The sequence below is a fragment of the Gordonia malaquae genome, assembly GCF_037148075.1.
Lineage (GTDB): Bacteria > Actinomycetota > Actinomycetes > Mycobacteriales > Mycobacteriaceae > Gordonia > Gordonia malaquae.
The window spans coordinates 252744-273862 of sequence record NZ_JBBCUB010000004.1 but is presented as its reverse complement, the minus strand read 5'-3'; the positions used below and the strand labels follow the sequence as shown (position 1 = coordinate 273862).

Below are 21119 nucleotides of genomic sequence, written 5' to 3'. Positions count from 1 at the left end.
GAGCGGCGAGTCGGGACACACACCCTGGCCGGTAGTCTTAACGACTATGTGCGGAATCGTTGGATACGTGGGCTCGCGTCCCGCGCTGGACATCGTCGTCGACGCCCTGAGGCGCATGGAGTACCGCGGATACGACTCCGCCGGTGTTGCGATCCTCGACGGTGAGGGTGGCCTCACGGTCGAGAAGAAGGCCGGTCGCCTCGAGAATCTCGACAAGCAGATCGCCGAGGTGGGACCCGGCGCACTCACCGGCACCACCGGCATGGGCCACACCCGCTGGGCCACCCACGGCCAGCCGACCGACCGCAACGCACACCCGCACGTCAGCCACGACGGCCGACTGGCCGTCGTTCACAACGGCATCATCGAGAACTACGCGCCGCTGCGTGCCGAACTCGAAGACTCGGGCGTCGAGTTCTCCTCCGACACCGACACCGAGACCGCCGTCCACCTGCTCGAACGCGAGTACAACTCGGGTGAGCACTCGGGCGACTTCGTGGCGGCCGCCTATTCGACGCTGCGCCGTCTCGAAGGTGCGTTCACACTGGTCTTCACCCATTCCGATCACCCGGACACGATCGTCGCCGCACGCCGGTCCACTCCGCTCGTGGTCGGAGTCGGCGACGGCGAGATGTTCCTCGCGTCCGACGTCACCGCGTTCATCGAGCACACTCGCGAGGCTGTTGAGCTCGGCCAGGACGAAGTCGTCGTGATCACCGCGGACAGCTACACCGTCACCGACTTCGACGGAGTCGTCACCGGTGGCACCCCGTTCCACATCGACTGGGACCTCGCTGCCGCAGAGAAGGGCGGCTACGACTACTTCATGCTCAAGGAGATCGCAGAGCAGCCCGCAGCGCTCTCGGACACTCTCCTCGGACACCTGCAGAACGGTCGCATCGTGCTCGACGAGCAGCGACTGACCGATCAAGACCTCCGGGACGTGGACAAGGTGTTCGTCGTCGCGTGCGGCACCGCCTACCACGCGGGCATGATCGCGAAGTACGCCATCGAGCACTGGACTCGCCTGCCCGTCGAAGTGGAGTTGGCGAGCGAGTTCCGTTACCGCGACCCCGTGCTCGACCGGTCGACACTGGTCGTGGCCATCAGCCAGTCCGGCGAGACCGCCGACACCCTCGAAGCCGTTCGTCACGCGAAGGATCAGAAGGCGCGCGTCCTCGCGATCTGCAACACCAACGGTGCGCAGATCCCACGTGAATCCGACGCCGTGCTGTACACGCATGCCGGACCCGAGATCGGCGTCGCATCGACCAAGTGCTTCCTTGCACAGATCGCCGCCGCCTACATGGTCGGCCTCGCGCTCGCGCAGGCCGTCGGCACCAAGTACCAGGACGAGGTCGTCCGCGAATTCGAGGCGCTCGAGCAGATCCCGGCGGCCGTCGAGAAGGTGCTCGAGCAGATGGAACCGGTCCGCGACCTGGCGCGTTCGTTCGCCTCGTCCGACACCGTTCTATTCCTCGGCCGCCACGTCGGCTACCCGGTGGCTCTCGAAGGTGCGCTCAAGCTCAAGGAACTCGCCTACATCCATGCCGAGGGCTTCGCGGCGGGCGAGCTCAAGCACGGCCCGATCGCTCTCATCGAGGACGGTCTGCCGGTGATCATCGTGATGCCGTCGCCCACCGGCCGAGCATTGCTGCATTCCAAGATGGTCAGCAACATCCGCGAGATCCAGGCACGTGGTGCGACGACGATCGTCATCGCGGAACCGGACGACGCCGCAGCCGCCGCCGTCGCCGATCACCTCATTCCGATCCCGGCTACGCCGACGCTGCTGCAGCCGCTCGTCTCGACGGTCCCGCTGCAGGTGTTCGCGGCCACTGTCGCGCAGGCGCGCGGGTACGACGTCGACAAGCCGCGCAACCTAGCCAAGTCGGTCACCGTCGAATAGGTTCCTCCGCCGTGACCTCCTACTACGGGGCTGATGCCATCAGATCGGCCGAGCAGGCGACGGTCGGATGGGCCGGGGGATCCTTGATGGCGCGGGCGGCCCACGCGGTCGCGTCGACGGTGCTCACCGAACTCCGACTGCGGACGGGAGCGGTGTACGGGCGAACTGTGGTCCTGCTGGTCGGCGCGGGTGACAACGGCGGCGACGCGCTGTTCGCGGGCCGTCATCTGGCCGCGCGAGGCGTCCGGGTGGTCGCGGTACGTACGTCGAGTCGAGTCCACGAGGCAGGTCTCGTTGACTTCCTCAGCGTGGGGGGCCGAGTCGCCGAGCATCTGCCCGAACGGGTTCACCTCGCGGTCGACGCGGTGGTCGGGCTCGGAGGTCGCGGTCCGCTGCGAGAACAAGCAGGCGCACTCGTCGCCGAACTGGCAGTGCGGCGCGTCCCGATCGTCGCAGTCGATCTGCCGTCCGGCGTCGACGCCGACACCGGCGTCGTTCATGCGCCTTCTGTGCGCGCCGACGTGTCCGTCACCTTCGGCGTGCACCGCATCGCCCATCTCCTCGCCGCCTCGAACTGCGGCCGGGTCGTGGTGGCCGACATCGGCATCACGCCATCGCACGGATGGAGCGAACCCGCGGTAACCAGTCCGACCGACGCAGAGGTCGCGGATCTGTGGCCGCTTCCCGGTCCGGACGACGACAAGTACAGCCAGGGAGTCGTCGGAGTGATCGCCGGGTCGGCCAAGTATCCGGGTGCTGCGGTCCTGTGCACCGGCGCCGCCATCGCGGCGAGCTCGGGAATGACCCGCTACGTGGGGCCGGCTGTCGAGCAGGTCCTGGCGAGCACGCCCGAAGCGGTCGCCGTGACCGACCTCGGTGCCGCCGGGCGTGTCCAGGCGTGGGTGGTCGGCCCCGGATACGGCACAGACGCACACAGCATAGAACTGCTGGAACGTGTCCTCGCTCACGACGTGCCGGTGCTTGTCGACGCCGACGCACTCACGGTCTTGGCCGCGCACGAACACGTTCGAGACGTCGTTCGAGAACGGACGGCGCCCACTCTCCTCACCCCGCATGCAGGGGAGTTCGTCCGAATAGCGACCGCCGTCGGTAGCGAGGCCGTAGAACTCGTCGCCACCGATCGGCTCGCGGCGGTCCGGCGTCTCGCCGCTGACCTGAACGCATCTGTGCTGCTCAAGGGGCGGGCGACTCTGGTAGCCGATCCGAACGGAGTCACCGCGGGCACCGACGCCGGCTCGTCGTGGGCGGCGACCGCCGGGTCGGGCGATGTACTCGCAGGCATCATCGGCGCACTTCTCGCCGCAGGCGTCGATCCGCGAGTCGCGGGAGTCGCCGGAGCACGTGTTCACGCCCGCGCCGCGGCGCACGCCAGCGGGGGAGCGCCGATCGGAGCGTCCGAGCTGGGCGCGGCGATCCGTCCGGCTCTGCGTGAACTCCTGCGTTTGCGACAATGGACTCGATGACAACCGCCAATCTGATCGCCACCGTCGACCTCGACGCCATCGCGCACAACGTCGGGGTCCTCGGCGAACGTTCGGGTGCCGGGGTGATCGCAGTGGTCAAGGCAGACGGATACGGTCACGGCGCGGTGCCCGTCGCGAAAGCCGCGCTCGATGCCGGTGCCGCCGCGATCGGAACCGCAAGCATTCGTGAGGCGCGCGAGCTCCGTGCGGGCGGCGTCGACGGTCACGTGATGGCGTGGCTGCACCGCCCCGACTCCGACTTCGCAGGCGCCGTCGCTGATCGACTCGACATCGGAATCAGCTCGCCGCGGCAACTCGACGCAGTGGTCGCTGCCGCGCGTGCCACCGGGACGACGGCGATCGTCACCGTGAAGGTCGACACCGGGTTGGCGCGCAGCGGTGTCGCCGCCGAGGAGTGGGACGCCGCGGCGTCCGCGGTGGCGGCGGCCGTCGCCGAGGGCGCGGTGGAACTGAGCGGCGTCATGTGCCATCTGGTGTTCGGTGACGAGCCGGACAATCCGTTCAACGATGTGCAGGCCGAGCGGCTCGACGCCGCCGTGGCGGACCTCACCAAGCGGGGAGCACGGCCGAGGATCGTGCACATGGCGAACTCGCCTGCCGCGCTGGCCCGACCGGATCTGGCCCGCGACCTGGTCCGACCAGGCATCGCGGTGTACGGCTACTCGCCGATCCCGTCGATGGGCGATTTCGGTCTCGTCCCCGCGATGACCCTCGAAACACAGGTATCGCTGGTCAAGAACGCAGAGCAGGGCCAGGGTGTCTCGTACAGCCACACGTGGCACGCTCCGACCGACACCGTCCTCGGGGTGATTCCCGCAGGCTACGCCGACGGTGTGCCCCGTTCGCTGTCCGGTCGCCTCCAGGTGCACATCGGGGATCGACTGTTCCCGAACGTCGGTCGGATCTGCATGGACCAGTTCGTGGTCGACCTCGGCCCGGACGGCGGAGGCGTCGCCGAAGGCGACCGCGCGGTGCTCTTCGGTCCGGCAACGGCAGCGCCGGGCGAACGGGTTCCCACCGCCACCGACTGGGCCGACGCACTCGGCACCATCGACTACGAGATCGTCTCGCGTATCGGCTCGCGACCGGAACGCCGCTATGTCGGCGGACCGTCCGGACAGACTCAGGAGGGCTGACATGGCGCAGCGAAAGATCTTCAAGCGGAAACCCAAGGCCGCCAAGCGGACTCCCGCGTGGCGGTCCGGGCTGACCCAGGTCGGTTCGCTCGGGGCAGAGGCCGCAGGCGGCGTGATCCGGCGACGCAGGACACGCAAAGAGATCGGCGGCGTCGACCCGAACGAGGGCATCGACTTCAAGCAGATCTACCGCGACGAGTCGTCGACGGTCACCGCAGACGACGGCGTGGCACTTGCGGTCCGGTCGTTCGTGACCGGTCCGGACACCGACGACGGGCAACCGTGGGGCCGGACGTCCACGCCGGAACTCACCGTGATCTTCGTCCACGGATTCACCCTGCGGATGGCCTCGTGGCACTTCCAGCGCTACGCACTCGCGCAGCGGTGGGCCGACCGCCGCATCAAGATGGTGTTCTACGACCAGCGCGGACACGGCGCCAGCGACCTGTCGGCGGCGGAGACCTCCACGATGGCGCAACTCGGCGACGATCTCGCAGCCGTCATCCGAACCATGGCGACCACGGGACCGGTTGTCCTCGTGGGCCACTCGATGGGCGGCATGTCGATCATGTCCCTCGCTCGGCGTCATCCCAAGCTGTTCGGTCACGGCGGTCGGATCGCCGGTGTCGGGCTCGTCTCGACCGCGGCCCGCGGCATCACCGAGGCCGGTCTCGGTGAGGGCTTGAACAACCCGATCGTCGACGCGCTGGGTCTGTCTGTCCGCTACATTCCGCGTGCGGTGCAGGCCGGTCGCGGCATCACCCGCCGCGTGGTGGAACCGGTGCTGGTGGCCGCGAGTTTCGGTCCGGACTATCACAGTCCGTCCGCGGGTCGGGCCGTCGAGTCGATGATCCAGAACACGCACATCGCGACGATGGTCAACTTCCTCAAGGTCCTCGAGAGTCACGACGAGGTGACGGCGCTGCCGGTGATCGCCCAGGTCCCGTCTGTCGTCATGTGCGGCGACATGGACCGTCTCACGCCGCTGCCGAACTCGGTGGCCATGTACTCCGAGCTCGGGCAGGATTCGCGGCTCATCGTCGCCGAGGGCTGCGGGCACATGTTGCCGATGGAGTATCCGGAGCTGGTGACCGACGGTATCGAAGACCTCGTGAACCGTTCGAGAGTCGCGCTTGGCCGCCCGGTGATGCCGTGGCGCACGGCGCGCCGCGACGAGATCAGGTCACGTCCGTGAGCGCGCAGCGCCCCGGAGAGGGGCATCGCGGAGGGGGACGCCGGGATCTGCCCGACACCGCCGACACCGAAGCTCTGGGTAGAGAACTGGCGGCCGACCTGCGTGCGGGCGACCTGGTGATCCTCGACGGGCCGCTCGGCGCAGGCAAGACCGCCCTGACCCGCGGCATCGGCGCCGGACTCGGGGTTGTCGGACGCGTGTCGTCGCCGACGTTCATCATCGCCCGACAACATGCACCCGGTGCGGACGGGCGGCCCGGGATGGTGCATGTCGACGCCTACCGTCTGGCCGACGCGAACGGCACGGCCACCCTGGACGACCTCGACGCCCTCGACCTCGACACCGACCTGGCCGACAGCGTGGTGGTCGTCGAATGGGGGGAGGGCGTCGCCGAGCGTCTGACAGACGAACATCTGCTGGTGCGACTGCGCCGCGACGACGAGACAGAGACACGGCACGCCGTGTGGGAGTGGGTGAGCACCACATGACGACTGCAGGCGATCCGGTGAGAGTACTGGCGATCGACACGGCGACCGAAGCGGTCGTCACCGGTGTCGTCAGCGTTGAGGGCGATCATGTCACGACGCTCGCTGAACGCTCGATCACCGAGAACCGACGGCACGCCGAGATCCTGACCACCCTCATCCGTGAGGTGCTCGACGAAGCGGGCATTGCGGGAAGCGACCTCGACGCGGTAGTCGTCGGAGTGGGCCCCGGTCCGTTCACCGGACTTCGGGTCGGCATGGCCACTGCGTCGGCGTACGCGGACGCGCTCGGACTTCCCGTCCACGGTGTGTGCTCCCTCGACGGGATCGCCGTCGACGCCGCACTCGACGGCGAGACGCTCGTCGTCACCGATGCCCGCCGACGCGAGGTGTACTGGGCCCGGTACCGCGGCGCCGAACGGATCGACGGACCGGGCGTCCTCGCGCCCGCGGACCTCGAGACCGGCGACGCCACCCTCGTGGGACCGCAGCGCTTCCTCCAGACCATCGATCACACCGACTCGCGCGAGCTCATCGCCCCCACCGCCGCCGGACTCGTGACGGCCCTTTCGACCCGCGACGTGAGTCGAAAGGCAGCGCACCCTCTCGAACCGCTCTACCTGCGCCGTCCGGACGCGGTGGAACTGAAGGATCAGCGCCGGAAGTCGTTGTTGCCGGTGACCGGCGGTGAGTGACCTGCCTGTGATCGACGCATTGACCGAGGCCGACCTTCCGCGGTGCGCGGAACTGGAAGCCTCGATCTTCGCCGACGAGTCGCCGTGGCCGCTGAGCGGGTTCGTCGCCGAGCTGCGCGCGCCGCACAACCGGTACTTCGCGGTGCGGACCGCGGAGGGCGCACCGGTCGCCGGATACGCGGGCATCAGCGTGCTCGGTCCCGTCGGCGGACGCGAATGCGAGATCCACACGATCGCCGTCGATCCGGTACACCGTGGAGCCCGCTACGGATTGGCCCTGCTGGAGACCATGCTTGCGGTGGCCGACGCGGAGTCGGCGCCGACCTTCCTCGAAGTCCGCACCGACAACCGGCCCGCCATCGACCTGTACGAACGCAGCGGATTCCGCGTCGTCGGAACCCGACGCAATTACTATCAGCCCTCCGGGGCCGACGCCTTCACCATGGTGCGGCCTGCCGGCGGCATGTCTGACCAGGAGGAACGCCCGTGATCGTGATGGGCATCGAGAGTTCGTGCGACGAGACGGGCGTGGGAGTCGTCTCGTGGGACGGCGAGACGGCCACGCTGCTCGCCGACGAGGTCGCGTCCAGCGTCGACGAGCATGCGCGTTACGGCGGCGTGGTGCCGGAAGTCGCGTCGCGCGCTCACCTGCAGGCGATGGTCCCGACGATGACTCGTGCGAGGGAGGCGGCGGGGATCGATCGTCCCGATGCGATCGCGGTGACGATCGGTCCCGGTCTGGCCGGTGCGCTGCTCGTCGGCGTCGCCGCGGCCAAGGCCTATGCACTGGCCTGGGACGTCCCGCTTTACGCGGTCAATCATCTCGGCGGGCACGTCGCCGTCGACACGCTCGAACACGGCCCGATGCCGTCGTCGGTGGCACTGCTCGTCTCGGGTGGACACACCCACCTCCTCGGCATCGACAGCCTCGCTCAACCGCTCATCGAGATGGGCACCACTGTCGACGACGCGGCGGGGGAAGCATTCGACAAGGTCGCGCGTCTGCTCGATCTCGGATACCCCGGTGGCCCGGCGCTCGACGCCGCGGCGCGGGATGGTGACCCGGCGGCGATCAAGTTCCCGCGGGGTCTCACCGGCCCGCGCGACGCCCCGTACGACTTCTCGTTCAGCGGACTGAAGACCGCGGTGGCCCGGTTCGTCGAAGGTGAGGTCCGTGCGGGACGTCCGGTGTCGATTCCGGATGTCGCCGCGTCGTTCCAAGAGGCGGTCGCCGACGTGCTCACCGCGAAGGCGATCCGCGCATGCCGGGAACGAGACGTCTCGACGCTGGTGCTCGGCGGCGGTGCGACTGCCAACTCCAGGATCCGCTCACTGGCCGACGAACGGACTGCGGCCGCGGGCATCGAACTCCGCGTTCCGAAGCCTCGTCTGTGCACCGACAACGGTGTCATGGTCGCGACACTCGGCGCACACGTCATCGGCGGCGGCGCGCCCGCGTCGCCGCTGACGGTGGCCACCGATCCCGGCATGAGCGTTCAGATCAGCAAGCTGTGAGCGAAACTCCCGCCCGACCTTGATGGTTTAGCACTCCCATGGGTAGAGTGCTAGATGGCTCTGGTGCACCGTCCACGGCACCCGCGACGACGCGGACGTGTGCACCGATACAAAGAGCCGCGAACGTTATTCGGTAACACGAAGAGAAGGAATGACATCGTGGCGAGCGTGAACATCAAGCCGCTAGAGGACAAGATCCTGGTGCAGGCCGTTGAGGCCGAGACGACCACCGCTTCCGGTCTGGTCATCCCGGATTCGGCTAAGGAGAAGCCGTCCGAGGGCAAGGTCATCGCAGTTGGCCCGGGTCGGGTCACCGAAGCCGGCAACCGCGTCCCCGTCGACGTCGCCGAGGGCGACGTCGTCATCTACAGCAAGTACGGCGGCACCGAGGTCAAGTACGCAGGCGAGGAGTACCTCATCCTCTCTGCACGCGACATCCTCGCAGTGGTCGGCTGACACAGCCTTCCCGACGCAGCAGAACGCCCCGACCGGATTCCGGTCGGGGCGTTCTTCGTCGTGTGTGGCCGAGCCCTAGCCCGCGAGGCGGCGCGGAGAACGGCGGCGGAGAAGATTGCGCTCAGACTCCGTCATGCCGCCCCAGATGCCGTACGGCTCGTCGACGCTGAGTGCGTGCGATCGGCACTGGTTGAGGACGGGGCATGCGCCGCAGACCTGCTTGGCCCGGCGTTCGCGCTGGGTGCGTGCCTGGCCCCGTTCGCCTTCGGGATGGAAGAACACGGAGGAGTCGAGTCCGCGGCAGCTGCCGTTCATCTGCCAATCCCAGAAATCGGAATTAGGTCCAGGCAGGCGGTCGAGCGTGGTGATCAATCTTCTCTCCCTGACGTGATTCTCGTGCGACGCATTCTGCATCTGCCAGCAACGGTAGGGCGTTGATGAAAAGTGAGTCAAACCCCGATTCGCAGGCTTTTCGACACGTTATCGACGTCGTTCGGTGAACAAACGGTGGTTCGACTGCGGTCGTCACGAACCCATGGAAAATGCAATCCAGGTCACAACTGATCGGACATCTCGTCGCCTCTACCTGGTCGTATGGGCCTGCTTGTGAGGGGTGTGGCGCTCGGTCGGTAACCTCGGTCAAGCGTATGCGCCGGTCCGTCCGGGGGCGCCAAGGTGAATTACAGACGAATGAACGGTTACCGATGATGGAATCCATCCATCATATTGTCACTCGTTGTTACATGAAGTTAATTATCAGGTGTCGCGGCATTCCTTCATCGCGCACATAACTCTTCTCGAAGGCGGTTCGATGCGGTTGGCTGGTGAGCGATGGGTGCGTGAGGCGTTCGGTGTCGACGATCTGGGGTCGGATGCGCCTGCGGGCGCCGATCGCTGGGCGCGAGCCGTCGCCTTGGGTGCGGGTGGACGTGCCGCCAATGCGCGGGCGGTCCTGGGGGAGCTCGATCCGCGGTCGCCGATCCTGCAGAGTCTTGCGGCGTCCACACGTGGATCGCTTGTCAGGCAGTCGGGCCGCCACTCCGACGCCCGAGTGGACGATGGTCGGGCATGTGCGACTGCCGTCTCGCAAAATGTGCACGCCACCGCGCGTACGACGTCGCCAATGTCCGCCTATCGCCTCAGGCGTGGACATTCTGCGGACGGCGACGATCTGTGGGCGAAGGCGGCGTGGCTGGACGGGCTCATCGGCCTCGCCGCGGACAATCTCGGTATCGGTGCGTTCGCCGCGTCCCATCGTCTGCTGACCCGTGTGGGTGACGAACTCGAGTCGTTTCCCGTGTCTGCAACAGTGAATTGGGTCACGATTCCACGGGTGGCGCTCCGGCACGCGTGGGTTCGGACGGAACACGCCCTGTACTCGGGAGACGCCGCGTCGTCGTCTGTTTGGGCGACACGCGCGGACGAACTGGCGGCGGGCTCGCCGTCACCGCGCCATCGCATCAAGACCGACCTGATAGGCGCTGCCGTCGACTCCGCCAACGGGCGGCTCGAGGTGGCCGTCGCTCGGGCTCGTGACGTCGAGAAGCGTTGTGCCGAAAGGCGACTGCTCCCACTGCAGTGGGCGGCCGCCACGATGCTCGCGGGCATCGACCCTGCTGACGTCGGCGCGTCGCATCGTGCGTCGGATCTGCTCACATCGATGTCATTTCTCGGCATGTCATTTGCAACGGGTGCATGAACACCAGTGTCTGGTCGATACAGCGGACCGGTGGATCTCCGACGCCGCGGCCCTTCGTCGCACCCGATTGCGCCGGAGAACTATCTTTGCCAATCCGTAACACTTCGAGACTCGATGGACGATGAAACTGACAGGTGATGCGTTGGGCCAAGCGGTCCAGGCGGCCGCTGAAGGCGATCGCGATGCGCTGAGCTCAGTCCTCGAGAGTGTGCGTGAACCAGTTCTGCGCTACTGCCGGGGACGGATGGGTGCCGGTGAACGGCACTTGTTCTCCGCTGACGATGTGGCTCAGGAGGTGTTGATGGCTGTGATGACCGCGTTGCCCCGGTACCAAGACCAGGGTCGCCCGTTCATGGCATTCGTCTACGGCATCGCCTCCCACAAGGTTGCGGACGCGATGCGATCGGCCTCCCGCATCAAAGCCGATCCAGTCGACGAGCTCCCCGAGACCGTCGACTTCGCCAACGGCCCCGAACAGTCCGCACTCGAAGCGGACGCAGGCCGCCAGATGCGACTGCTTCTCGAGCATCTGCCCGAGAAGCAGCGAGAGATCCTGGTCCTCCGACTCGTCGTCGGACTGTCCGCGGAGGAGACGGCCGACATGGTCGACTCCAGCCCGGGCGCCGTCCGAGTGGCACAGCACCGTGCGCTCTCGAAACTCAAGAAACTAGTGAATCAGGGAGGTGGGCGTCGATGAGCAACTGGCGAGAACCGCGTGATGCTGATTCCGGCCCCATCGATGTCGGAGCGGTCGGCCGCGACGACACGTTCATTGACGATCTCGCGGCGGGACGGCCCACGCCGGTCGCCGACGACGTCGAATACGACCTTGCCGTGATGATCACGGCGTGGCGGTCGGACGCGCTGAGTGCGCCGATCCCCGCCGAGCCGACTCTCGCGCAGATCGACGACGCCATGAAGGTTCGGGAAGGCCGCGGCTCCCTGTCGCGTCGCCTCCGGATCGTCTCCGGTGCAGCCGCGATCATGGCAGTCCTGGGCGCAGGCCTCATGGTGCTGTCCGAAGGCGCCGAGCCCGGAGATCCGCTGTGGGCCGTGAAGCAGGTCGTGTTCTCCGAGCAGGCCGAGCAGACGCAGGCCAGGGTGAACGTCGAAGACAATCTGCGCGCCGCCGAAGCCGCATTCCGCGCCGGTGACGAAGACAAGGCTCGCGAGCTGATCAGCAAGGCGGAGTCGGATCTCGGTCCGGTCAACGACAAGGACATGGCGTCGAAGCTCCGTGACCAGATCAACGACCTCCGGGTGAGTGTCCCGAATCTGCCCACGGTGACGGTGCAGACGAGCCCGTCCGATCGCCCCGATGAGCCGTCCGACACCACGAATCCGGGGGAGCCGTCCGACACCGACGATCCGGATTCGCCGTCGACGAGCCCGACGAAGCCGCCGACGTCGTCGAGCAAGCCGTCGTCGTCGACACAGCCGTCGAAGCCGCCGACCCGAACGAGCGTGCCGTCGTTCACCTTCACGATCCCGATCCCGATCGGCTGACACCGCACAGAACCCCGGGGGTTCGAAGATGAGGCCACCGCGCTCCGAGCGCGGTGGCCTCATTCGTTCGGTTCTGGACTCACTGCTCCTTGAGTGCGCCCGCTCAAGATTCGCTACGTGAGTCGAAGGGTCGAAAGGTCAGATACGCGGTTCGTTGTACCGGAACACCGCGTCGGCGTAGCCGCGGCAGTAGTCCCACGTGACGTAATCCTCGGGGTGGGGGTCGACGGCGGGTTCATGCGGTCGGACGGTCCCGTCGACCAGGAGCTGCTTCAGGTTGGCGCGGAGCATGTCCCAGTCGTGGTAGTGGTCATCGTTGCAGTCTTCGCACACCACAACCAGCCCGAGCACGCCGCGCGGCGCCAGCAGACGTTCGTACACGTCGAGGTCCGCGAGGTCCTCTTCGACGGCGAGACGTTCGCCGTCGTCCAACGGGATGCCCGGATCGAGTCCCTCGAGCGCCGCTGCTGGGTCGCTCGGGTCGTCGGCGAAGGGGTCCGGCGGAAGTCCGGGGAATTGGTCATGCACACCTCCACCGTAGCCGATTGCCGGGCGGAAACTCGCCTGCGTCGGATACTCGGTACGATGGGGAAATGACGCAAGTTCGCACTGGTGGAGATGATCCCGGCAAAGTCGCAATGCTCGGTCTGACTTTCGATGACGTCCTGCTGCTTCCGGCGGCGTCTGAGGTGGTCCCTAATGCGGTCGACACGTCGTCGCAGCTGACCCGCGAGATCACTCTTCGTGTGCCGCTGGTCTCCTCGGCGATGGACACCGTCACCGAGGCGCGGATGGCGATCGCGATGGCCCGCGCAGGCGGTATGGGCGTGCTGCACCGCAACCTGTCGGTGGAGGCTCAGGCCGGAGCCGTCGAGACCGTCAAGCGGTCTGAGGCCGGCATGGTGACCAACCCGGTCACGGCGCTGCCGACCGACACTCTCGCCGAGGTGGACGCCAAGTGTGCGCGCTACCGCATCTCGGGTCTCCCGGTGGTGAACGAGTCGGGCGATCTGGTCGGCATCATCACCAATCGCGACATGCGGTTCGAGGTGGATCAGCAGCGCGCCGTCGCCGACGTCATGACGAAGTCGCCGCTGATCACCGCGCAGGAAGGTGTGTCCGCCGAGGCTGCACTCGGGCTGTTGCGTCGCCACAAGATCGAGAAGCTTCCGATCGTCGACGGCAACGGCAAGCTCACCGGCCTGATCACGGTCAAGGACTTCGTCAAGACCGAACAGCATCCCGACGCCACCAAGGACGCGGACGGTCGTCTGCTCGTCGGTGCGGCCGTCGGTGCGGGCGATGAGGCGTGGACTCGCGCGATGGCTCTTGCCGACGCCGGCGTCGACGTGCTCGTCGTCGACAGCGCACACGGCCATTCGCGCGGTGTGCTCGACATGATCGGCAAGCTCAAGGCGGAGATCGGCGGTCGTGTGCAGCTGATCGGCGGCAACGTCGCCACCCGCGGCGGTGCGCAGGCGCTCATCGAGGCCGGCGCAGACGCTGTCAAGGTCGGTGTCGGACCGGGCTCGATCTGCACCACGCGTGTGGTCGCCGGCGTCGGAGCACCGCAGATCACCGCGATCCTCGAAGCGTGCGCCGTCGCGAAGGCCGCCGGTGTTCCGGTGATCGCCGACGGTGGACTCCAGTACTCGGGTGACGTCGCGAAGGCGCTCGCCGCCGGTGCGTCGACCGCGATGCTCGGTTCGCTTCTCGCCGGAACGGCGGAGTCGCCGGGTGAGCTGATCCTCGTGAACGGCAAGCAGTTCAAGAGCTACCGCGGCATGGGTTCGCTCGGCGCGATGCAGGGACGCGGCCAGGGCAAGTCGTACTCCAAGGACCGCTACTTCCAGGACGACGTCCTCGCCGAGGACAAGCTCGTGCCCGAGGGCATCGAAGGACGGGTCCCGTTCCGCGGTCCGCTCAACCAGGTGATCCACCAGCTGACCGGCGGACTCCGTGCGGCGATGGGCTACACCGGTTCGCACACGATCGCCGAACTGCAGGAAGCTCAGTTCGTGCAGATCACCGCGGCCGGGCTCAAGGAGTCGCACCCGCACGACATCACCCTCACGGCCGAAGCGCCGAACTACACCACCCGCTGATCAGCGGTTTCACCCTCAAGAAAGGGCGCAACGTTGCGTGACCTCGTCGAGTTCGGCATGGGCCGGACGGCTCGTCGGACGTACGAACTGGAAGACATCTCGATCGTCCCGTCCCGTCGGACGCGCTCGTCGAAGAACGTGTCGACGGCCTGGCAGATCGACGCCTACCGGTTCGGCGCGCCGATCCTGAACCATCCGACCGATGCCCTCGGCTCGCCCGAGGCGGCGATCGAGATGGGCCGACTCGGAGCTCTTGGCGTGCTCGACGGCGAGGGCCTGTGGGCGCGCCACGAGAACGTCGAGGAGAAGATCGCCGAACTCGTCGACATCGCCGAGAACAATCCGGACCCGGCCGCAGCCGTCCGCCACCTGCAGAAGCTGCATTCGGCGCCGATCAGCAACGACCTGCTCTCGGCTGCTGTCCGCCGGGTCCGCGACGCCGGTGTCACCACCGCCGTCCGCGTCAGCCCGCAGCACGCCGCTGAACTGGCGCCGACGGTCATCGCCGCCGGTGCCGAGATCCTCGTGGTGCACGGCACGATCATCTCGGCCGAGCACGTCGTCCTCGTCGACCGGGGCGACGACGAACTCGTCGCCGAGCCGCTCAACCTGAAGACGTTCATCTCCGACCTCGACATCCCGGTGATCGCGGGCGGCGTCCACGATCACCGCACCGCGCTGCACCTCATGCGGACCGGGGCCGCCGGTGTCATCGTCGGCTACGGCTCCGCCGAAGGCGCTACGACGACCGGTGAGGTGCTCGGCATCGGCGTTCCAATGGCGACGGCCATCGCCGACGCAGCCGCAGCACGTCGCGACTACCTCGACGAGACCGGCGGACGCTACGTCCACGTGATCGCCGACGGCGACATCCACACTTCGGGCGACCTCGCGAAAGCCATCGCCTGCGGTGCGGACGCCGCGGTGCTCGGCACTCCGCTCGCTGCCGCGTCGTCGGCACCGGGCAAGGGCTGGTACTGGCCGTCGGCCGCAGCGCATCCGGTGACCCCACGCGGTGCGCTGCTGCAGGTGGCCGAGGAGTCGGAGCGTTCCTCGCTCGACGTTGTCCTCAACGGCCCGTCGGACGACCCGGACGGTCTCCTCAACTTCGTCGGCGGACTCCGTCGCTCGATGGCGAAGGCCGGCTACTCCGACCTCAAGGAGTTCCAGAAGGTCGGACTCTCAGTCCGCGCCTGACTTCTTCACGCTGCAATCGAAGACGCTTCGACTCGCTCCGCTCGCTCAACGAGCTGGGAGAGTCGGAGCGTCTTCTGCTCGTTGCGGAGGACCCGTGTCGAAGCGACTTTCGCCGATACCGATCAGTTTCGGGGGCGTCAGTGGTCTATACCTATGAACTCACAAAGACCATAGGAGACCACCATGTCGTTCCAGGCGTACCTCGACGCAGTCGAGACCAAGACCGGACTCACCCCGCGGCAGCTCGTCGAGAAGGCCACCGAGCAGGGGTTCGGCCCCGGAACCAAGGCCGGCCCGATCCTCGAATGGTTGAAGAACGACTATCAGCTCGGTCGGGGGCACGGGATGGCGATCGTCCACGTGATCACCAAGGGGCCGTCGATCAGCGCCAAGCACGTGGGGACCGGCGGGACACACAGCGATGCGTCCGACACCCTGTGGTTGGACGGCGCCGCATCCAACCCCGTCGGGTAAGGCTCGGCTTACTATCGCGAATGTCACAATGATCATTAGTATGTTCGCTTATGCAGCAGACTGACTTCGACGTCCTCATCATCGGCTCGGGTTTCGGCGGCAGCGTGAGTGCGTTGCGCCTGGTCGAGAAGGGCTACCGGGTCGGCGTGATCGAAGCCGGTCGGCGTTTCGAGGATGATCAGTTCGCGAAGACTAGCTGGCGGCTCAACAAGTTCGTGTGGGCGCCGAAGTTCGGTCTGATGGGCATTCAGCGTGTGCACGTCCTCAAGGACGTGATGATTCTGGCCGGTGCGGGCGTCGGCGGTGGTTCGCTCAACTACGCGAACACGCTGTACAAGCCGCCGACCCCGTTCTTCACTGATCCGCAGTGGAACCACATCACCGATTGGGAAGCCGAGCTCACCCCGCACTACGAGCAGGCGCGTCGGATGCTGGGTGTCGTCACCAACCCGACGGTCACGAACTCCGACTTGGTGATGAAGGAGATCGCCGAGGAGATGGGCGCGGCCGACACGTTCACGTCCACCCCGGTGGGTGTGTTCTTCGGCGCCAAGACCGGCGGTCAGGGTGCACCGGGGGAGAAGGTCGCCGATCCCTACTTCGGCGGCGCAGGGCCCGAGCGCACCGCCTGCACCGAGTGTGGTGCGTGCATGACCGGTTGCCGGGTCGGCGCGAAGAACACTCTCCTCAAGAACTACCTTGGCCTCGCTGAGCGGAATGGCGCGACGATCGTCGACCGGACCACCGTCGACCGTCTGGAGCAGCGCTCGGACGGGTCGTGGATCGTGTCGACGCACGGGTCGTCGTCGTGGGGTCCGTTCGGTGCGCGTCGTCGTCAGTTCACTGCCGGACAGGTGATCGTCGCCGCGGGCACGTTCAACACGCAGAAGATCATGCACAAGGCCAAGGGCTCGACGCTGCCGAAGGTGTCGGACTCGATGGGTGTTCTGACCCGCACCAACTCCGAGGCGATCCTCGGCGCGCAGGCCCGTTCCGTCGATCCGGCGAGCAACTTCTCCGAAGGTGTGGCGATCACGTCGTCGTTCCACCCGACGTCGAACACGCACATCGAGCCGGTCCGTTACGGCAAGGGCAGCAACGCGATGGGGCTCCTGCAGACCGCGCTCACCGACGGCGGCAGCATCGCGAACCGCTTCGGTCAGCTGCTGAAGCAGATCGCGAAGAACCCATTCCTGCTGGTCCGTCTGCTGATGGTCCGCAAGTGGAGTGAGCGCACCGTCATCGCACTGGTGATGCAGAACAACAACAACTCGCTGACGACGTTCGTGCGCAAGCGCGGCCCGTTCAAGTACATCACCACCAAGCAGGGCATCGGCGAGCCGAACCCGACGTGGATCCCCGAAGGCAATGAGGCCACGCGCCGGATGGCCGACAAGATGAAGGGCGGCATCGCGGGCGGCACGTGGGGCGACATCGCGAACATGCCGATGACCGCGCACTACCTCGGCGGCTGCGTGATCTCTGATGACCCCGCCAACGGCGTCATCGACCCGTACCACCGCGTGTGGAACTACCCGACGCTGCACATCACCGATGGCGCGGCGATCACCGCGAACCTCGGCGTGAACCCGTCGCTGTCGATCTCGGCGCAGGCCGAGCGCGCGATCTCGTTGTGGCCCAACAAGGGTGAGGCTGACACGCGTCCGGAGCAGGGTGCCGCGTACGAGCGTCTCTCGCCCGTCGCACCGCAGAGCCCGGTTGTCCCGGCGAGTGCACCCGGCGCGCTGCGTCTGTCGATCACGCCCGTCTCGAAGGACTAGTGTCGGGGCGCTATGAGCGACTGGCGGGAAGACCGCGTCCAGCACATCCGCGACTTGATCAACCGTGCGGAGCCCGACATCGTCGAGGAGATCAAGTGGGTGAAGCCGTCCAACCCGGGCGGCGTCCCCACCTTCTCGATCGACGGCCTCGTGTGCACTGTCGAGACGTACAAGGACAAGGTGAAGGTGACGTTCGCCAAGGGTGCGTCGCTCCCTGACCCGGAGAAGGTGTTCAACGCCAGTCTCGACGCGGGCACCCGTCGCGCCGTCGACACCCGCGAAGCCGACGTCCTCAACGACGACGCCTTCGTCGACCTCATTCGCGCCGCTGTCTCGCTGAATCCTTCCTGACCTCGATCGTCAGCGGAAGGGCTGGGCCGAGCTTGGCTCAGTCCAGCCCGCGGGCAGCGAGGGTGTCGGCGAAGCCGTCTGCCGTCTGTAGCGTCGCGAGAATCACGGGTGCGAAGAGGATGCGGGGGCCGGGGCGGAGGCCTCGGGCACGACGTGCCTCGTCCACCTGCGTGAATACCTCGGCGATCAGCGGGATGCTCCGGATCGTCAATGCGAAGGCCATCGCGACCAGGTCGACGCGGACGCCGACTCGGGCGAGCGGTGACATCGCGCGCATCAGCGCGTCGAGGATGTCCGCGGTGCGTGTCGTCAGCGTGACGACCGCTGCGAGCGACGCCGACGCGAGAAGGATCGAACACACGACGACTGCCCGCTGCCAGTCGGTGATGATCAGCTGGAACACGAACAGTGCGGCCAGCATCCACACCACACCGCGGACCTGCATCCACACCACACGGAGTGGGACCCACGCGACGACGAACATCGCCGTCGAGACCCCGATTGCGATCCCCGCGGCGACCGGCGTTCGGACCACAAACGTCATCACGATGATCGACGCCGCCAGCAGTAGGAACTTGAGCCCCGCCGGTAGGCGATGAAGCACCGATCGCCCGGGAACGTAGACGCCGATCACGACATGGCCTCGACCGGTGTTTCGTGCGGCTTCAGCCTGCTGCTCGTTGAGCGAGCGCAGCGAGTCGAAGCGTCTGTCATCACGACATCGACTTCCGGTAGAACGACAGCGCCGCAGCGGGTTCGTCATCGGCCACGACCTGGCCGTCGTCGATCACGAGGATGCGGTCGTAGTCGGTGAGGATGTCGAGGTCGTGCGAGAGGACGATCAGTTGTTCGTCGAGTCCGGCGAACACGTCGCGCAGCATGAGCGTGTTCCGGAGGTCGAGCATTGTTGTCGGTTCGTCGGCGACGAGGATCGACGGCCCGAGCACCATGACCGATGCCAGCGCGAGGAGTTGTTTCTGCCCGCCGGACAGTTGATGGGCAGGCTGGTCGGCGTGGCCGTCCAACCCGAAGTCGGCAAGCACCTCCAGCGCCCTGCTGTGGCGGGCCGCCTTGTCTTTGACGCTCCGCGACAGGGACAGTTCGATGTCTTCGACGACGGTCGGCATGATGATCTGCCGGTCTGGGTCGCTGAAGATGAATCCGACGTCGCGTCGGACCTGCCGTTTGTTCTTTCGGACGTCGCGGCCGTTGACCGTCACCGTCCCACCGTCGGGGAGGATCAGCCCGTTGATCATGCGGGCCAGCGTCGACTTGCCGGACCCGTTGGCGCCGACGATGCCGATCCGTCGCTGTGTCAGGGTGAGATCGATGCCGCGGAGAACGGGGCGGTCGCCGAACGAATGCTCGACGCCGTCGAAGTCGATCGACGTGTCAGGCATTCTTTGTGCGGCGCAGGGGAGTGATAAGGCCTGGGCGTCCACGGTGGACAGGGGCTGCGACGAGCGCAGCGATCGTTGCTTTGATGGCGTCGCCCGCGAGGAACGGCCCGTTGGTCTTGATCGCTGCGAGCAGGGACATGTCGGTCTTGAGGAGCAGGCCGATGATCCCGAACGCGTAAACGACCAGCACGCCGCCGACGATGTTGAACACGATGCCCGCGAACACGTTGTACCGAGGCATCAGGTACGCCGTGAGCAGGCCGATCACCAGGACTCCGGGCAGGAACCCGATGAAGTAGCCGGCCGTCGGTGAGCTCAGTGCGACGAGCCCGGTGCGTCCGCCCGACAGGATCGGGAGTCCTGCGATGGCGAGAACCATGAAGATGAACACCGCGAGGGTGCCCTTCTTCGGTCCGAGCACTGCGCCCGCGAGCATCACACCGAGCGACTGCAGGGTGATCGGCACGCCCGATGCGAGGTTGATCTGGCCGGGGAGGCCGAGTACGGCGATCAGCGCAGCGAACACGGCGGCCTGCGCGAGGTCGGGCATCGAGAGTGCCCACGGGCGGGAGGCGGGAGCCTTGGAGAGGTCGGTCACACGCCTATCGTATTCGGGTGGCCTCGCAGTACATCTACCGGGCCTGTACGTCGTACAGGATTGGCGGGCGTACCTGCGCTTGATTGCTGGCTGTCCTCGGCCTGATGACATGAGTTCAGACCTCGAAAGTCCCTGAAGCTAGTCTTCCAAACTAGGTCTGTGGGGCTGGTCTGCGCTTTCGCGCGACCACAGCAACCTCCACGACTGCGAGCTCGTTCGCCCGAAGCACAGAATCGATCGCCGCGATCGTGCCGTCGGCGGCGAACGTGATGTCCATGACGAGGAACAGCGATCCGGGCGTGCCGGACGGGTGCGGCACCATGACGCCGATTCGTCCGTCGACGAGGACCGTCATCGCGGTCTTCGCCCGGAACATGAATGCTTCGGCGATGGCCGGTGCGCCGCTGACGAGTTCGAGCGGCTTGTCGTCGGTGTAGGTGCGGAAGACCGCATCGGGGTCGAGGAGCTCAACGAGGGCGGTGAAGTCCCCGTCGCGCGAGGCCGAGAGGAAGGCGGTCACCGCCTTCGCGCGACGGGACTCGGCCGTCGGCGGCTGGGTAGGGACTCGCTTGCGGGCGCGACTGGCGACCTGCCGTGTCGCCGCGGGCGACTTCCCGAGAATTGATGCGACGTCGTCGAACGGCAGGCCGAAGATGTCGTGCAGAACGAACGCGACACGCTCGGCCGGGTTGAGAGTGTCGACGACAGCGCCCAGAGCGGATCCCAGAGCGTCGGCGAGTTGCGCCTCGTCGCCGGGGCCGGCTTGGAGGTCGACCGGCTCAACAGTGTCGATCGGCGCGGTGTCGCGTCGTGCCCTCAGCATGTCGAGGCAGATCCGGGAGACGACGGTCGTGAGCCATGCCGTCGGGTTGTCGATCTCGTCGCCGGGGCCGGCCGTTCGAAGCCACGCTTCCTGTACGGCTTCCTCTGCGTCCGTGGGAGATCCGAGGATCCGAGTCGCCACTGAGAGCAGGCGCGGACGGGCGTTTTCGAAGTCGTTGATCTGCATGTGTCACATCCTTGTCGGTTGATCCGTCATATGTGTGACGGAGCAAGAGCTTCGTGTGTGACACCCCGGCGCCACCGCCGACCTCGATGCAAGGAGAACCACC

At 66.8% G+C, this 21119-nt stretch carries 23 protein-coding genes; 17 read left to right on the top strand and 6 right to left on the bottom strand.

What is annotated here, in order from left to right; translation table 11 throughout:
• Window positions 1-46 precede the first annotated feature (46 nt).
• The 9 genes from glmS (at window position 47) to groES (ending at window position 8896) form a co-directional block, all read left to right on the top strand.
• Window positions 47-1909 carry a glutamine--fructose-6-phosphate transaminase (isomerizing) gene (glmS, locus tag WFK36_RS15685; RefSeq protein WP_008379764.1) on the top strand — a complete coding sequence of 621 codons (1863 nt, stop codon included), beginning with the start codon at window positions 47-49 and terminating at the stop codon, window positions 1907-1909.
• Between the two features lie 11 nt (window positions 1910-1920).
• A complete protein-coding gene (locus WFK36_RS15680; RefSeq protein ID WP_336792787.1) occupies window positions 1921-3393 on the top strand; it encodes an NAD(P)H-hydrate dehydratase in 1473 nt (490 codons plus the stop codon).
• A complete protein-coding gene (alr, locus tag WFK36_RS15675) occupies window positions 3390-4550 on the top strand; it encodes an alanine racemase (RefSeq protein WP_336792786.1) in 1161 nt (386 codons plus the stop codon). The genes WFK36_RS15680 and alr overlap by 4 nt, the downstream gene beginning before the upstream one ends.
• 1 nt (window position 4551) lies before the next feature.
• Complete coding sequence (locus tag WFK36_RS15670) at window positions 4552-5745, top strand: alpha/beta fold hydrolase (RefSeq protein ID WP_336792785.1); 1194 nt, start codon at window positions 4552-4554, stop codon at window positions 5743-5745.
• Window positions 5742-6233, top strand: a complete 492-nt coding sequence (gene tsaE, locus WFK36_RS15665; RefSeq protein WP_336792783.1) for a tRNA (adenosine(37)-N6)-threonylcarbamoyltransferase complex ATPase subunit type 1 TsaE — start codon at window positions 5742-5744, stop codon at window positions 6231-6233. Before WFK36_RS15670 ends, tsaE begins: the two co-directional genes overlap by 4 nt.
• On the top strand, window positions 6230-6925 hold the full coding sequence (gene tsaB, locus WFK36_RS15660; RefSeq protein ID WP_008379774.1) for a tRNA (adenosine(37)-N6)-threonylcarbamoyltransferase complex dimerization subunit type 1 TsaB: 696 nt from the start codon (window positions 6230-6232) through the stop codon (window positions 6923-6925). The genes tsaE and tsaB overlap by 4 nt, the downstream gene beginning before the upstream one ends.
• Window positions 6918-7415 (top strand): ribosomal protein S18-alanine N-acetyltransferase, encoded by a 498-nt coding sequence (rimI, locus tag WFK36_RS15655; protein WP_336792781.1) that lies wholly within the window; start codon window positions 6918-6920, stop codon window positions 7413-7415. Before tsaB ends, rimI begins: the two co-directional genes overlap by 8 nt.
• A complete protein-coding gene (gene tsaD, locus WFK36_RS15650; RefSeq protein ID WP_336792779.1) occupies window positions 7412-8440 on the top strand; it encodes a tRNA (adenosine(37)-N6)-threonylcarbamoyltransferase complex transferase subunit TsaD in 1029 nt (342 codons plus the stop codon). Before rimI ends, tsaD begins: the two co-directional genes overlap by 4 nt.
• 159 nt (window positions 8441-8599) lie before the next feature.
• On the top strand, window positions 8600-8896 hold the full coding sequence (gene groES / locus WFK36_RS15645) for a co-chaperone GroES (protein WP_008379778.1): 297 nt from the start codon (window positions 8600-8602) through the stop codon (window positions 8894-8896).
• 75 nt (window positions 8897-8971) lie between these two features.
• Here groES and WFK36_RS15640 read toward each other — a convergent pair whose 3' ends face one another.
• Window positions 8972-9310 (bottom strand): WhiB family transcriptional regulator, encoded by a 339-nt coding sequence (locus WFK36_RS15640; protein WP_075051935.1) that lies wholly within the window; start codon window positions 9308-9310, stop codon window positions 8972-8974.
• Between the two features lie 346 nt (window positions 9311-9656).
• Here WFK36_RS15640 and WFK36_RS15635 point away from each other — a divergent pair, with 346 nt between their 5' ends.
• The 3 genes from WFK36_RS15635 to WFK36_RS15625 all read left to right on the top strand — a co-directional run bounded on the left by WFK36_RS15635 (window position 9657) and on the right by WFK36_RS15625 (window position 12101).
• A complete protein-coding gene (locus WFK36_RS15635) occupies window positions 9657-10595 on the top strand; it encodes a hypothetical protein (RefSeq protein WP_336792777.1) in 939 nt (312 codons plus the stop codon).
• Between the two features lie 121 nt (window positions 10596-10716).
• Window positions 10717-11292: a sigma-70 family RNA polymerase sigma factor gene (locus tag WFK36_RS15630; RefSeq protein WP_336792776.1), complete on the top strand. Its 576-nt coding sequence runs from the start codon at window positions 10717-10719 to the stop codon at window positions 11290-11292.
• Window positions 11289-12101, top strand: coding sequence for an anti-sigma-D factor RsdA (locus tag WFK36_RS15625; RefSeq protein ID WP_336792775.1), 813 nt, complete (start codon window positions 11289-11291; stop codon window positions 12099-12101). Before WFK36_RS15630 ends, WFK36_RS15625 begins: the two co-directional genes overlap by 4 nt.
• A gap of 138 nt (window positions 12102-12239) precedes the next feature.
• Here WFK36_RS15625 and WFK36_RS15620 read toward each other — a convergent pair whose 3' ends face one another.
• A complete protein-coding gene (locus WFK36_RS15620) occupies window positions 12240-12629 on the bottom strand; it encodes a DUF5319 domain-containing protein (protein ID WP_008382075.1) in 390 nt (129 codons plus the stop codon).
• Window positions 12630-12694: 65 nt separating this feature from the next.
• Here WFK36_RS15620 and guaB point away from each other — a divergent pair, with 65 nt between their 5' ends.
• The 5 genes from guaB (at window position 12695) to WFK36_RS15595 (ending at window position 18009) form a co-directional block, all read left to right on the top strand.
• A complete protein-coding gene (gene guaB, locus WFK36_RS15615; RefSeq protein ID WP_008382074.1) occupies window positions 12695-14206 on the top strand; it encodes an IMP dehydrogenase in 1512 nt (503 codons plus the stop codon).
• 33 nt (window positions 14207-14239) lie between these two features.
• A complete protein-coding gene (locus WFK36_RS15610) occupies window positions 14240-15403 on the top strand; it encodes a GuaB3 family IMP dehydrogenase-related protein (protein WP_008382073.1) in 1164 nt (387 codons plus the stop codon).
• Window positions 15404-15586: 183 nt separating this feature from the next.
• Window positions 15587-15877 carry a DUF4287 domain-containing protein gene (locus WFK36_RS15605; protein ID WP_336792773.1) on the top strand — a complete coding sequence of 97 codons (291 nt, stop codon included), beginning with the start codon at window positions 15587-15589 and terminating at the stop codon, window positions 15875-15877.
• A gap of 50 nt (window positions 15878-15927) precedes the next feature.
• Window positions 15928-17658 carry a GMC family oxidoreductase gene (locus WFK36_RS15600; RefSeq protein ID WP_336792772.1) on the top strand — a complete coding sequence of 577 codons (1731 nt, stop codon included), beginning with the start codon at window positions 15928-15930 and terminating at the stop codon, window positions 17656-17658.
• A 12-nt stretch (window positions 17659-17670) separates the two neighbouring features.
• Window positions 17671-18009, top strand: coding sequence for a DUF1801 domain-containing protein (locus tag WFK36_RS15595; RefSeq protein WP_336792771.1), 339 nt, complete (start codon window positions 17671-17673; stop codon window positions 18007-18009).
• A gap of 37 nt (window positions 18010-18046) precedes the next feature.
• Here WFK36_RS15595 and WFK36_RS15590 read toward each other — a convergent pair whose 3' ends face one another.
• From WFK36_RS15590 to WFK36_RS15575, 4 genes are all read right to left on the bottom strand, one after another.
• Complete coding sequence (locus WFK36_RS15590) at window positions 18047-18643, bottom strand: energy-coupling factor transporter transmembrane component T family protein (protein WP_336792770.1); 597 nt, start codon at window positions 18641-18643, stop codon at window positions 18047-18049.
• A gap of 79 nt (window positions 18644-18722) precedes the next feature.
• Window positions 18723-19409 (bottom strand): energy-coupling factor ABC transporter ATP-binding protein, encoded by a 687-nt coding sequence (locus WFK36_RS15585; protein ID WP_336792769.1) that lies wholly within the window; start codon window positions 19407-19409, stop codon window positions 18723-18725.
• Window positions 19402-19959, bottom strand: coding sequence for a biotin transporter BioY (locus tag WFK36_RS15580; protein WP_340410335.1), 558 nt, complete (start codon window positions 19957-19959; stop codon window positions 19402-19404). The genes WFK36_RS15585 and WFK36_RS15580 overlap by 8 nt, the downstream gene beginning before the upstream one ends.
• 199 nt (window positions 19960-20158) lie before the next feature.
• On the bottom strand, window positions 20159-21016 hold the full coding sequence (locus WFK36_RS15575) for a sigma-70 family RNA polymerase sigma factor (protein WP_336792767.1): 858 nt from the start codon (window positions 21014-21016) through the stop codon (window positions 20159-20161).
• Window positions 21017-21119 lie beyond the last annotated feature (103 nt).